12 protein-coding genes are annotated in these 14,034 nt (G+C 38.7%); 6 read left to right on the top strand and 6 right to left on the bottom strand.

Features of this window, described 5'->3' with window-relative positions:
- Window positions 1-97: 97 nt before the first annotated feature.
- Entirely contained in the window at window positions 98-1,687 is a 1,590-nt protein-coding gene (locus tag QZT69_RS02090; protein ID WP_294670056.1) for a reverse transcriptase domain-containing protein, read from the bottom strand.
- Window positions 1,688-2,708: 1,021 nt separating this feature from the next.
- Window positions 2,709-3,026: a hypothetical protein gene (locus QZT69_RS02095; protein WP_294670058.1), complete on the bottom strand. Its 318-nt coding sequence runs from the start codon at window positions 3,024-3,026 to the stop codon at window positions 2,709-2,711.
- A gap of 367 nt (window positions 3,027-3,393) precedes the next feature.
- On the opposite strand from QZT69_RS02095, the gene QZT69_RS02100 reads away from it, so the two are divergent.
- From QZT69_RS02100 to QZT69_RS02110, 3 genes are read left to right on the top strand one after another with little or no spacing between them, the layout of a single operon-like run.
- The gene (locus tag QZT69_RS02100) at window positions 3,394-4,368 is read left to right on the top strand and encodes a hypothetical protein (RefSeq protein ID WP_294670060.1); all 975 of its coding nucleotides are present in this window, start codon (window positions 3,394-3,396) and stop codon (window positions 4,366-4,368) included.
- The gene (locus tag QZT69_RS02105) at window positions 4,346-4,876 is read left to right on the top strand and encodes a hypothetical protein (RefSeq protein WP_294670062.1); all 531 of its coding nucleotides are present in this window, start codon (window positions 4,346-4,348) and stop codon (window positions 4,874-4,876) included. The genes QZT69_RS02100 and QZT69_RS02105 overlap by 23 nt, the downstream gene beginning before the upstream one ends.
- A gap of 25 nt (window positions 4,877-4,901) precedes the next feature.
- Window positions 4,902-5,156 carry a hypothetical protein gene (locus QZT69_RS02110; protein WP_294670063.1) on the top strand — a complete coding sequence of 85 codons (255 nt, stop codon included), beginning with the start codon at window positions 4,902-4,904 and terminating at the stop codon, window positions 5,154-5,156.
- A 146-nt stretch (window positions 5,157-5,302) separates the two neighbouring features.
- On the opposite strand, the gene QZT69_RS02115 is transcribed toward QZT69_RS02110, so the two are convergent.
- Complete coding sequence (locus QZT69_RS02115; RefSeq protein ID WP_294670064.1) at window positions 5,303-6,979, bottom strand: WG repeat-containing protein; 1,677 nt, start codon at window positions 6,977-6,979, stop codon at window positions 5,303-5,305.
- A gap of 320 nt (window positions 6,980-7,299) precedes the next feature.
- On the opposite strand from QZT69_RS02115, the gene QZT69_RS02120 reads away from it, so the two are divergent.
- Window positions 7,300-7,794, top strand: coding sequence for a hypothetical protein (locus QZT69_RS02120; protein ID WP_294670066.1), 495 nt, complete (start codon window positions 7,300-7,302; stop codon window positions 7,792-7,794).
- A 106-nt stretch (window positions 7,795-7,900) separates the two neighbouring features.
- Here the strand turns inward: QZT69_RS02120 and QZT69_RS02125 are convergent, their stop codons facing one another.
- Both QZT69_RS02125 and QZT69_RS02130 read right to left on the bottom strand, forming a co-directional pair.
- A complete protein-coding gene (locus tag QZT69_RS02125; protein WP_294670068.1) occupies window positions 7,901-8,671 on the bottom strand; it encodes a GH-E family nuclease in 771 nt (256 codons plus the stop codon).
- A gap of 85 nt (window positions 8,672-8,756) precedes the next feature.
- Entirely contained in the window at window positions 8,757-11,072 is a 2,316-nt protein-coding gene (locus QZT69_RS02130; RefSeq protein ID WP_294670069.1) for a hypothetical protein, read from the bottom strand.
- A gap of 208 nt (window positions 11,073-11,280) precedes the next feature.
- Here QZT69_RS02130 and QZT69_RS02135 point away from each other — a divergent pair, with 208 nt between their 5' ends.
- Together QZT69_RS02135 and QZT69_RS02140 are read left to right on the top strand one after the other, a co-directional pair.
- The gene (locus QZT69_RS02135) at window positions 11,281-12,891 is read left to right on the top strand and encodes a hypothetical protein (RefSeq protein ID WP_294670070.1); all 1,611 of its coding nucleotides are present in this window, start codon (window positions 11,281-11,283) and stop codon (window positions 12,889-12,891) included.
- Between the two features lie 141 nt (window positions 12,892-13,032).
- The gene (locus QZT69_RS02140) at window positions 13,033-13,488 is read left to right on the top strand and encodes an SRPBCC domain-containing protein (RefSeq protein ID WP_294670072.1); all 456 of its coding nucleotides are present in this window, start codon (window positions 13,033-13,035) and stop codon (window positions 13,486-13,488) included.
- 103 nt (window positions 13,489-13,591) lie between these two features.
- Here the strand turns inward: QZT69_RS02140 and QZT69_RS02145 are convergent.
- Window positions 13,592-14,034 (bottom strand): hypothetical protein (locus tag QZT69_RS02145; RefSeq protein WP_294670073.1); only part of this gene is annotated, 443 nt, incomplete at its 5' end.

Raw genomic sequence — 14,034 nt, forward strand, 5'->3', positions numbered from 1 at the left:
ACGATGAATAAAAATTTTAAGACGATTTTTTTCCATGAACAGTAGAGGTTTTGTGCTATAAGTTATTTCGGACTAAAATAATAATTTTTAAAAGCTTTTAATCAAAGTCAACACCCTTATTAATCTCCATATATGTTTTTTTCTTTACCTCATGAAATTTTCTCCAGGTTTTACGATGCTGTTTTGCGATCGTATCATCGCCGTTAATGCTCTTCATAACACTATTCGCTTTGTTCATATAACTTAAAAAGTTTCCCCAGTCCTGCTGAGTTGACTTTATATAACTATCTGGTTTTTGAGGATCAACCAACCATTTTAGACGTCGTCTAGCTCCAATGTGAGTGAATCGTTTATATAATCGTGTCTCAAATAATGAGTCTGAAGGTATATGAGATTTTTTCGCAAAATGAGCACCTCTTCTAAATGATCGTTTCATTGTCCGATAGAACTTTGAAAATGCTGCAGTTTTCACTCTAACCTTAGAGCCATCATAAACAAAACCTAAGTATTCCAATTGATTGTTGGGATTAACCACACCATTTTCTAATAGACCTCCTTTAAATTCAGAATATTCATTTAATTCATACCTATAGATGTTGGTTTTTTTAGGTTGGATATCAAGGTTTGCTTTTACCTCAATTTCTTCACGGATCAGATTATAAAAATGATCTTCATCGTTGCGATCACAAATAATTATCATATCATCACTATAGCGTTGATAATAAGCATTTTTTGAGTCTGATTTAGTTTCGTTGTATACCCTTTCATCAAAATCTAACATGTAAATATTAGCCAAAGCTGCACTTATAGGTGTTCCTTGCGGAATTCCTCTTAAGGGACTTTTACCGCGAGAAACTCTTTCTGCATTATTATTTGGTTTATCGAATCGAATGAGGTCCGTTGCTTCAGCGAAAAATTCATCCTTATTGCAAAACGATACGACTTTTTCATGCCGCATATTGAAAATTTTACTTACAAATTTTCTTTTAAGTTCTTTTTGTTTAATGTTATTGGGCTTAAATCTCTCTATAATTAATTTGTGTTGAAACCGCTTGAACAATTCATTCTCATTAACATATCGTTTAGCAACAAGATTCTTATAAACAGCGTAATGATCATCTGGTAAATTATTAGTTTGTAGAATGCGTTTCCATTGTTTATGAAGCAGTTTATGATCTAAATTGTCAAAAAATGAAGTCACGTCAGCAACAATAATTGAAAGTTGTCTGCTTTTATTCTCCTCTATGAATTTGATAGCTTCATATGCGAATTCGATATTACATTTATTTCCTCTCTTCCCCTTCTCAATTTCAATTTTTCTGTAAGCTACAGCCACTGAGTTGTAAGGTTTGTCTTCTAAAAAATCTTCATACGCTTTAGTAAGAAGATTACTATAGTAACTATAGATTATGGAATCCAAATGAGAGGCAAAGTAAATATGACGCTGTTTGGATTCTTTAACTGCCCGAATACGTTTAAGACTTTTGTTTTTTTTGGAGTTTTTGTCAGGGCGAAATTTTCTTTGGTTGATCACCCTGTGTAGCAGTGGTGAAAATTTGTGAACAGCAATTTTATTTGGATTTAAAACATAACTTTTAATCCATTCTCCATCCTTCCTTTTATTCAAGGGTTCCCCAATATGAGGGTATTTTTTAAACTTTAACCAGTCGTCTTTTTTTAGTTCCATAAGAAAAAAATATAGCCGGTCGTGGCTTACCTATTGGTAGATACATACCTGAAGTTGCTTTTCGTTTTCACAATACACAACGCCACTCATTAGTAGAATAAGATTCGTAACTTTGCTAATAACTATCAAGATGACAGCGATAACAGAAGTCGAACCAGGAATAAGTCTATTCGCCTTGTCAGCGACACATATACTTGCTAAATGTGTGCTGATTTGGAGAATCAGAATTACACCTCACACGTCAGCCTAAATCTGCGTGTGGAACACTTACGTGCACTTTCATAAAACGTACCTACCGGTTTTGTCCCGGCTATATTAATTAATTCATGGTCAGAAATCATTCCAAAATTTAATTAAGTATAAGTTCTGTCAAGATTAGATTTTTTTTACTGACTAATTGTCACATTTTGAGCAGGTTGAATGTCATGACTGACAAATATTATGTAATCTTCTGTATCATCTATTAGGTAATCCCCTCTTCCGAACCAAAACTCCTCTCCCAGCTTATTAGCTAATTACTCCCCGGAATCAATCAAATCTTTGATCAGTAGCGCATTTCAGGCATTTTCGTATTCCACACGAAATCACTCCCAAAAAGTCAATTCCACTTTTTAAGTCAAATCATTGAAAGCTCCGGAAAGTCTTTTAGAGATTGGGATTTAGATGATTTCATGTTCGGGACCATTCCACATTTTAAATTAACCACTACACATACAATCTCCTGTAGCTCCGGAACACAGTGCTGAACTTTAAGCAGTCCAATCTATGCGCTGTGATTTTTGAAAATGAAATTGTTAGAGTTAATGAGTTTATTTATTAATTAAACAATTCCTAAAATGATCTACTTAGAATTCATTAAGTGTATACTTTACCTGGTACACGCTCTTGTGATAGCGGTTGAACTGTGTCACCGATTTAAATAAAGATTTAGAAAGCAACTCACGGTCGCTTTTTTGTCTTTGCTTCCGGATCATCTTTTACGGATTTGCATTTCTATTTAACATAAGTCCTCAAACTCTTTTTATTCGAATTTCACTTGTTTCTGTTCACAGTTCACCAACATCCGTAAATGCTTGTAACACAATTCTGCCAATGGTTTTAAATGCGTATCTGTGCTCCCGATTTCCAGCAATAATCCTTGCTTCATGTAATGATGATACGTTGCTCCCCAGTCAAATTCTATGGATTGCGGAACTTTCATCAAATCGTAAACGATATCAAACAGCTGTAGTTGGTGTTTTTCGTCTCCGTCAAGCCCTACTCTATTCAATCCGTATAGCAATTGGCAGTGTTTGAGGTCTTGTTGGATGAGTCTGATAATAAGTCGTTTGTTGCTCATAATTCGTGCTTCATTCTTTTCAAATGTAAGCGAAATCAGCCTTTTAAGCAACCGGGGTATTTGACGTAATTCGTTGAAAACAATGGTTTTATTGGTTGAAACAATGATTCTATCAGTTTGATTGGTGAAAAAAGTTGGAAATAAAATGTTGTGAAGAAATAAATGAGAAATTGAGTACTTTTATTGAGTTATAAAAAGTTGCAACCACATTTAAAAGACTTGAAACGAATTGCTGAGGTTTTGGACGTTGATATTCGGGAGTTGTTGGTTCCGACGAAGTAAATTGTTTATTTATAATAATTTGATTGTCTTGACTATTAATTATATAGTCGAAAAATATATCTTTGAGAACAACAAACTTATCACTATGACTGACATTGTTAAAGCTGAAGCATTGTTTCACTTTTTTGACCTCAATTTAACTCCTTATAACGACAGTAAAACACTCGTTAATGCAAATCAAATTTTAAAGGATACAGCTCATCACATTTACGATAGTTTAAGAACTGGCAATAAAGCAATTGTTATTGATCGCCATGAGGGTTCAACAACTCGATCCGAAAGAAGATTGGTTATTACGCAGTTCGCTTATTCGCTTCCAGATAAGAAATATAAGGGTAAAATCAGATTGCTTAGAGATAAAGATCTACCTGCATTTTTAAAAAAGGAAGATTATTCAGAGGTTGATTTTGATAAGATTAAAGAAGAGTATTTTGTTGCAGAAACAACAAGTTTCTATATTGATGTAGAAAGAGGATTTCCAATAGTGGCTTGTCAATTCAATAGTAATGGACCAAGAATTTCAGACGTTGAGTATTACTTGAGACATGTCTGTAAGAAAATTAAGTCAGCTAAAAAAGTGGAAGCATTAATCCACATGAAGCATACGGTGGGCGAGGTTTTAGGTTCTATTCAGGAGGTTTTGAAATTTGACATGAAAATAAGTCCTGATTTACTTAAATATCTTAATCCCGATGCAAAGGAATCTTTTTTCAATAATATGAACGGTCTTTCTGGATCAATAGATCCTTTCTTTCTCCGAATAGAAGCATTTTTTCAGATACAAGGTTCAGACAAGAAAGCTAAAAACGGAAAGTCGCTAGCATTTATTAAGCGGTTACTTAATCAAATCGTTAAAGGTGGTGAAGAAACAATTGAGAATTTTGAAGAATTTAATCTCAAGTACATGAAGACCGGCGGTGAAGTGGCTGAATTTGTTCTTGTTAAGGATCGTGAAGAAATGAAAGTCCCATATTTAAATACAAGAGAACTTGCTGCGGCTGCAGTTGCTCAATTTGACCAATATTTAGAAAAGAAATATGGCACGCAAATCAGTGCTTAGTGGACTTCTGGACTGGTATTTTCGACGGCCAGTATTAATTGATTACATTTTTTCAATTGTAGTCTGCCTATTGCTATTTTGGTTAGAAAAGAACAAGGGATTGAAATTTCCCGAAGAAACAAAAGTGATGGGATTATCTTCTGATATTGGAACTATCGGACTTACTGTTTCGGGTTTTATACTAACTCTTTTGACCATTTTGATCACATTGAAAAATGGTGAAGATGCAAACAACAAATCGATTACGGAAAATAGTACTCCTTTTCAAGTGTTTTTCGCTTCACCACTCTATTTTAAATCAACTAAGATTCTTAAAGGAGCAGTGTATTCACTGGTATTAATTTCTATTGCAAACTACTTCACAAAAATATTAATCTCAAAGCATCATATAGATATATTGTTTTTTGTGAATATTACGGGTTTAATAATAATCTCTACTACTTTTTTGAGAAGTCTTCTAATCCTTAGTAGTATTATAAAAATGCAAAAGACACCGAATATACGTTAATCACATTATAATTACTTAAAATAAAATGAAAACAAGAATTATTTTAGAAAATTGGACTAAACTGGATTCTCCAGAATATCGTCAAGTTGTAGAATTACAACACATTCCCAGGATCGGAGAAAGAATTACATTTGAAAAAGAAGATACTAATGGAGATTATGAATATAATTTATATGTGATTGATATTGTCAATCAGTTCTTAGATGGTTATCACAATATAATTATTATCATCTCCAACGACCTTGATTCTGTAAACAGCTTTCACTATCGTGAAGATTAATAGGTTCTAATTGAATCGACAAAAAGAAATAAAACATGAAGCCTTCCTACTCTATTGGATTCCTCGGTCTGAGTTCCCAGCTATACGAACAGATCGCAATAACATGGTGAGGCATTTCTCATCATTCACGCTGGTAAAAAAGCGTTTCATTGCCGTTGCTGAGTCTCATAAAATTCATACTCACCATTGGGTAATTGCCTGTAGTAGCGATGAACCAGCCGCTCAATTACCTTGAATTTTTCGTTCAATAATCCATATTTACCATTCTTTTGAACGAGCAAAAATCCTTTGTAAAACTGACCAACGAAATCATATTTGATAGGCAAAACAATGTTCCCTGTTCTGTCTATCATTCCCATTTTCCCACCTTGCGATACACGGGCAAATCCTTTTTCAAAGTGTTCTTTAGGCAGTATGGCCATGGTATCTTTCGTAACTGAATTTACAATCCAACGTAATTGATTAGCGCCGGTAAAGTGGATGAACTTTGGGTCTAATGACTCGAAACCGGTATGTTTTAAAGCTTCCACCACTACTCCATTTCGATTCATGTATCCGGTTCGATCATCTATTTTTACCTGAATTTTCTCTTCATCAATCCGGATAATTTGATCATACACTATTTCTCCTTGTACATTCCCCGAGCGATCTACAACTCCCTTTTTCTTATTCAGTTCCACAATGGCTATATCATTGCTGAAGGGGTAAATCCTGTCATACCTGAATGGAATAATTGTATTCCCCAAGGTGTCAATCATACCGTACTTTTTACCGTTTTCCGTAGTTTTTAGTAACGTAAACGTCCCATCAGAATTGTCTGAATTTTGAGATAGTTCATATTCAAACGGGGTAATCTGCTGTCCTGATAAGTTTACAATCGCAAATTGATTGCTGCCTGCTGTCAAGACTCCGTAACCGGTTGGAAAAGCACCAACTCTTCTATAGACGGGTTCAGTTTTAAAGGTGAAATTCTTAGACAGGATCCCAAATTTAGGTTCATGGCCTTCTATTGAATAGATAAAATCGGTACTGAAAGAACTTTCTTTGAGGCTCTTAAATGGATACCTCATGATGAATTCACCGTTGCGATCCATGATTCCGCCCATTTTACCATACTTTACATAACGATTGTATCCAATGCGTTCGACGACATCACTATTGTAACCATAGGTTTTATTAAAGGTGCTGTCATAAATGGCGTATGTGTTGCTAATATCAAGCATAACTAAATATTCTCCCTGAAAATATTCGATTGTACGGTGTTTAGCTGGAATAACAACGTTGCCCGATGTGTCCAGTATCCCGAATATATGATATGCCTGTTCCGGCATTTCGGTTCGTCGCTCTCTGATAGTGGTAACAGCAAAACGATACCCGTAACCGTACCCGTCCTTCCATGTAAACGATTGATCGTTATATCGACTTTTCTCGGAGTTCAAATGTTCTTTGTGCGTAATGATCGGTGCATCATTTGGAGGAAGTAAGTAGGTACCGCTTGCGTTGTGGATTCCATATGCTTTCAACACCTTTCCTTTTGAATTTCTCAGGATATATCCGTTCGTTTGTTCACCGTCTGCATGCTTGGAATACCATAACGAGTCTTTGGATGTTTTAACGAATTGGGTTACGTGATCACGCTGCGAATAAGTGAAATAGTCAACTTCAATGAGTTGAACATCGTTGTAAAATGGAAAATAGTAAATAGGCGGACCATTTTTGGGCTTCTCCGCATGTTGGATAGCCTCACAGATCATGGCGTTTAAACTGTCTTGTTGCCCAAAACTTTGAAAAGGGAAGAGAATACATATCAGGAACAATCGCATACACTTATTTACAATTGGAATATTTTTTGGCTCAAGGTGCCGATAATTTTGTAGCAATTAGTGTACCAATTAATCATTTTAATTCGATTAGAGCTTCGGTTGATGTTCTTAAGCATCGCTTCGAGAGGGCCAAAGCAGCCTGTCTCGATTCCATTCGGGATTAGCGCGGCTATGGCGGCACATTCCTACTCTGCGAAATTCCTCGGTCTGAGTACCCAAGCTATATTAATAGATCGCAATTACATTATAAGGACGAAAAAATTGTCGGTAATGCACAATTTGATCTTTAAAGTTTTAGGTTGATTGGTTATTATTGTACTATGAAATGTTGGACGATTGTGTTACTGATAGGGCTATTTGCCGGTGCGTGTACCTCAGAGGTTGAAACTCTCAAGCAGAAAGGATTCCAGGTGTTTCCGGAAATGAATATTGCCTTGAAGTGTCCTTGTGAGCTGAAGTTGGATAAGAAAATGATGAAAGAGCAAAGTTCAGAACTTGGAGCAAAAGTTTTTGCGTATTCGTGCAAGGATAGTCTGTTAACAAACTATGTTTTTCATGCATTAGAGGAACACAATCCGAAAGGCAATTCTAAAGAAAATCGTGAGGATGAATATAAAGCACTTAATCAGAAATTTGAATTAAAAAAACAAATGATAGCGGGGGCACCGGCATTACATTTTACATACAGCTGTATGTCCGTAGGAATACAGATTTATAAGCCTCGTTGGAATTATTTTCTGATAGTCTATAAATCCCTCAATCCAGATCGTGATATGAAAGCATTTACATCGTCTATCAGATTTATTGATGAATGAAAAATCACTTTATAGGTAAAATGTTCGAATCAGTGATAATGTGTATCAAATGTAAATTACTCTCCAAAGATTCATGCGTTAAAGTTAGAAGAAAAGTCCTCCTTCTCTAAGCCGTCACCCCCGAAGGATCATCGTCATCATTGTCTCGGTAATTTTTCCAGATTTCATCATCCCGCGAATCATCATCGCTGTAGTATTCGTCATCTGAATAACCATCCTCAGGCAGATCTTCTGTTTTTTCGAATTTATGGCTTCCGTTGCAGCGCAGGCACAGTGCTCTCAGTTTGGTCGGATCATCGTGGTCCCTGTTGATTTCGGCTTCACTGCTTTTCTTTTTGCGGTGTTTTTCAAGCCGTTTGCTCCAGGGAGGATAATGATCCATCTGGGCAGATTTAATATCGTGCCTTTTATTTGATTTACTGATGTAATAAGTTTCGATTTCCTTGCCTTTGTTAGTTGCAAGAGGCATTCCGCAGCCAGGACAAACGTAATGGCCGTTTTTATTTCGCAAAGCTGTTCTTTTGATTACATCTATCCGAAGCCTGCTGTTGAACGTTCGTCTGTATTTTCGTAGCTCGTTTGGCGGTTTGTATTCATCATCATCGTCGTCACTCTCGTCTCGTTTTCGTTTTTTGTCGTTCAGTTGAATGATCGCATTTCCTTTTGGCCTGAACTGAAAAACTCCGTCTTTCACAGCCCGGAGTTGAGCCGACTGAGGGCTTTTATCGGCGTTTTCCTGAGATTCTCTTTGAACGGCTGCTTCCGGTCTGTTGTCCTGGAATGATGCCAATTGAATACGCTTCTTCTGCGTTTCGGAATGAAGTGTCGTTGATTGATGATTCGAAGAAATGGTCTTTCCGGATAGTGATTTCCGCATGGTTCTTTCGTGTTTAGCAGTACAAATATTCAGTGAGTGACTAATATAGTAAAAAAGAGGATTTAAAGCTCATGGTACCAATCCCCTATCCATTCTTATAAAAATCCAGGAAAAAGGCTGCTTTGTTGCTCAGGAGTTTCGATTCCGAGCGGTTTTCCTGGCTCCAGCGGGCATATTTCAAACCGATTTCATAGTTGGTAGGAAGCAATTCCAGGGCTTTTTTACGGTTGTAATCGTGTTGCTGCGACTGCATCTGGGAAGCGTGGCGGAATTCCATGATTTTTTTGAGAATCTCTGATTTATTGCGGGTAAATAAAAAGGCTGCTTCTTTCGTTTCCGAAGAGTCCAGGTCCGGGTAGTTGTCCTCTATTTTTTGGAGCTTAACCATCACGTCGGAAAGATCAATGCGTCGTGTTGACGGATCCAGATATTTCTCCACGTATGAGATAAAATCGGTGTAAATGTATAGCGGATCTTCGAAATTGCTGCCCTTTATCAATTGGAAAGCCAGTGCCGGAAGCTTTTCCCGAACGCTTTGAATCATGTGGTGGTCTACCAGTCCGGTAGTGCGCACAGTAACCGTGTTCGGAACTGATTTTGACCACACATCGTGAAAGGACTGCCCGCTGACATTTCCGTTTTCATCCGTGAAAGTCTTGTTTGCAGGACCATACATGTTAAAATGCCACAAATCATTTTGCTCATCAAAGATGTTTGTTTCCAGTTTAGCGCGCACCTTAGCGGTTATTTGAACGAAATCCTGTTGGAATTTATCCAGGGCTTCTTTCTTTTTCTTAAAGGATCGCAGCTTGCGCAGGTAATTGTCGTAATTCGGGTTCTGCTCCTCCTCCCGGATACTTCGCAGCATGTCGCGGACTTCGCTGTTCACATCTTTGCGGAATTCTTCTGAGCCGGTAAACCAGCCTTCCCAAACGTCATCCAGGAATACATCCGACTCTACACCGCGGTTATAGTTTTCAAAGGTCACGGTGTCTGGTCCGTCTTTTGCCACCACGGCTGCATGGTGATCTCCGAACTGGACGAATCCTTTTGCTTTTTGATATTGGCTCTTTGCCAGCAATCCCAGCTTTTCGGAACTCGTTTGCAGGGCCAGGAATCGCTTGATTAATTTTTGGGTTTCCGAATGGTCCAGGGTTGTTACATCTACTCCATCGCCGGTTATTCCTTTTTGATCGATGGTTCCGGGTGATGGAAGTGCAAAAGAAGAATAGGATTCCCCTACTTCAGGAGCGGTATGTTCGTTGATCCCAAGGTCTCTTGTGAGTTCCTGGTTGCCCTTTGTCTTCTTGTACCTTATGGTGTCCTGAGTCTTCAGATACCCGGTGATATGCGGGAAAACATCATCTTCAATGGAGTTATTGTTTTCGGCGCTCTTTTGATTGTAAATTTCATAGACCTGCTTCCACAATGCTTTTGGAACTCCATCTGCACTGAGTGCGCGTAATATCCGGTCGCTGGGTCTGACACGGATTCCCAGGAAGCCCGTTTTAAAGTAGTTATCAACTTCCTCGCTGATCGGTCCGTTATTGAAGGTATAAGGACTCACATCATTTTGCCACTTATCCTCGAAGCCCTCGGTGGTATTGTTTTCATCCAGCTGATTCAAAACCCGGCCAAACTTATTACCGTCTGAAAGCTTGACAGATCCGAGTACTTTTTCGCTTCCGGGTTTATTTCCGGTCACCAGGTGTTTTCCTCCCACAATCTTTTCGGATACAAAGGTACAAACACTGACATCCATCAATTCCTCATTCGGATTTACATGCGGACTTTTAACCGGTTTCACACGGATCAGGTCCTGGGTTTGTCCGTCGGGGTTTGCGGGATTTTTCGGGGTGGTTACTTTCGCTCCGGGTTCCTGGTCAAGGGTGATGCGGGACCGGATATTAATCAGCCGCTGGCGGAAATTTTGAATGTTTCCGGCTTCCCCGTAAAAAACTTTGGGCTGCCCAACGGTACTTTCCAGCGCAAGCAATCCTTTTTCGGATACTTTTAGCGGCGGATTATCCTTCGTACGCAGTTTCCAGTTTCGCTTGGAAACAACGGATTTAAGCCCCCCCTGTGTGGTGGTTTCTCTTCCGCTCTCCAGTTGATTGCTCGGGAACAGCGGTTTTTGTCCGTCGTCCTGAGTTTGATAGTCTTGCGGGTCAACGATGGTATACCGCTGAATGACTGCATTTGAACCGGCGGTCTGAGATTTTGCTTTTGCCTGAGTTGTATCCGAAGATTGCCGGATTCCTGCGATGAGCCTTTGCTGCTGAACGGTACTCGCTCTGTTATCTTCAAAAGAAAGCTGCTGCCGGCTGGCTGAGGATTTAGCCTGCTTGTTTTGAATGGCAGAGTTCTTTTGAACAGTTTTTTTGTTGAAAGGAGTGTACATGGTCCAGCGAATTCTGATTATCAGCTAAATATAACCAAATCTTTTTCTGTTACAGATAATTGGTGAAAAATACCTGCCTCGTATTACATTTCAATGAAACTATACTTCGTCTTCAATCCACTTCGTGGCTTTCTTTTGCCTACTTTTTTTGCCTGGGAAAAAAGTAGGAAGATAAAAAAGCTACTTTTGTGTCAAAATAATTTCCAGAATGAAAAGCCATCTTTTTCTGCTTCTTTTAGCTTTCTCTCCATTTGGTTTTGCACAAACGAATCATTTCTTTGAAAAATACACCACTGATTATGAGAAGCGGATTCTGAATGATACCAATGCTTCCCGTTTTGAGTTATTCATGATCTCGGATCCGGCCTGTTCCGAACAAAAAACGGAAGCTGCAAAGAAACAGTTTGATGCATTTATTGACGAATTAAAAGCTTCAAAAATTACAAAGCAGCCGGAGGAAAAGCTTATTCGTGCACTGCACAAAAAAGTTCATGAGCGGTTTTTAACCCGGTACCGGGCATTGGTCGAATTTAATGAGATTTTTGTTACGGGTGAATACAATTGCGTGTCCTCCACGGCTCTTTTTGCTTTGGTACTGGAGGAATTGGAAATTCCCTATTATGTGCAGGAACAACCCGGACACGTATTGATTATGGCTTATCCGAATACGAGTAACATTACCGTGGAAATGACAACCGTTAAGAATGCTTTTGTGATTCCGCCCCGAAAAGATATCAACCGGGCCATTGCAAACTTATTGGAATTGCAGCTCGTGACACCCAAACAAGTGAAGTCTATGGGGGATGTTGCTGTTTATGACCTGTTCTTCAATGTGCGTTCGAAAATCACGATCGATCAGCTGATTGGGATTCAATTCTTTAATCATGCAATAACCTCGGTGAATAACGATCAAGCAGAGAGTTCGCTCAGTGAAATCTGTAAAGCCGAACGGTTTTATGATGTTTACCGGACCAAAATTCTGAAATCGGAGTTGTTGCTTGATGTGGTTGAAAAACAAGATTTTAAGTCGATCGGTTCACTTCCTTATTTGTTTGAGTTTGGTAATACGAATAAATACAAACACGAATACATTGTTTACGGTTATGCGAGTTTTATCAATCAGCGCTTAATAGCAGACGGAAAGCGGCAGTTGGCAGACTCCAGTTTAGTGCTGGTAAAGCAAATGGTCAGGGATACAAACCTGCTGAATGATTTAACAGGGATCTATTATTTAGGAATGTCGGATTATTTTTCAAAGGCTCATAAAAATGAAAAGGCTTTGGAGTATTCGGAGATGGCTTACCAGGCTTCCCCAAACAATTCTTTTGTTAAATCTGCACTTTTAGACCAGATTGCTTATCATTTGAGTGTGAAGTATTTGTCGGAAGACGAATACTCGGATGAAGACGAGGAACTAGATGACGAAGAACTGGATGAAGAACTGGAAACTGCGGAAAAATTCTATTCGGAGATTGACAAATACTGTATGAAATATCCGTATTTGGATTCGAACAACCGCTTTGTTTTGCTGAAATTGTACGCAAATATTGACTTCTCGATGAATTACTACAAGGAGAACGACGGATTGAACGGCAAGAAATATTTTGATGCTTCAGAAAGCCTGATCGATCGCATTACGGATAAGGAATTGATTGATGAGGACTACCTGGGATGGCTTTATGCCGAATGTGCAAGCTATTTGTTCCGGCAGCACAAATACACCGAGGCGGTACAAGCCATAGAAAAAGGACTGAAGATTGCCCCTGATCATGAAAGGCTCCTGGCACGGTTGGAAATCATAAAGTCGAGGATGAAATAGTGGATAAATTTGTTTCAGTCTCTATTATTGAAATTAGTGTTCTCTTAACCAAAATTATCAATCTTCTTTTCCATTTTTCCCTAACTTTATTTCACCGGCTCGCAAATACTTGTTCCGGAATCTCATTTAATACTATTCAAGATGAAAAAGTTAAGTTATAACGTAGAAATCAACGCTTCACCTGAAAAGGTTTACGATACCATGCTGGGCTTGAGCGATAAGAAAACTTATGAAGCCTGGACCGCGCTTTTTGAACCCACTTCTACCTTTGAAGGAACCTGGGACGAAGGCGGGAAAATTATTTTCACATCCAGTGCGGAAAGCGGTGAAAAGTCGGGAATGGTAGCGCGCGTTGAGAAAAACGACCCGGCAAAGTTTGTTTCCATCCTTCATTACGGCATGCTGGAAAAAGGAGAAGAAATCACCGAAGGCCCGAAAGTGGAAGGCTGGAGCAATGCCCATGAAAATTATTGGTTCGAGCCTGCAGGTAACGGAACAAAAGTAAAAGTAGAAGTCGACACGAAAGACGAATATGTAAGCTTCTTTGACGAAGTGTGGCCCAAAGCGCTGGACAAGTTGAAAGAGATCAGCGAATAATCCCCGGGTTAGAACTATAAAATATAAAACCCTGACGATAAATGTCAGGGTTCATCTCTAACTGTACTGATGTCTGCTACTTAGGCTTTGTTTGAGACATGCATTAATGCGTATCAGTTTGGTATGTGATGCGCATGCCGGGTTGGAGGTGTTTTTTTACTTCTTTGAAAAGCGATTCTGACTGAGTTTTTCCGTTAATTATCAAAGCATTATCATTCAATTCAAAGGAATGGATCTTGCCATCATAACCTGCTTTTCGGATATTATTCATAATCTTTTGGGCAAGATCTTTTTGGAGGGACTCCTGGCGTTGAAATTCTTTTTCCTGCAGTCTCATTTTTGCTTCGATCCTGCGCGACTGGGCATCAATTTTACGAGCTTGTTCGTCAATCTTTCGGGCTTCTGCGTCAATCTTTGCAGATTCTGCATCGATCTTGAGTTGTTCTGCTTCAATACGACGCTGTGCCTCGTCGTGCTTTTTCCAGTCAATATCCTTTTCTTTCTTATTGATTTCGGCTTCAAGAATCTTTACCTGCTCATCTATAA

It is taken from the genome of uncultured Fluviicola sp., assembly GCF_902168135.1.
In the GTDB taxonomy this organism is placed as follows: Bacteria; Bacteroidota; Bacteroidia; order Flavobacteriales_D; family Crocinitomicaceae; genus Fluviicola.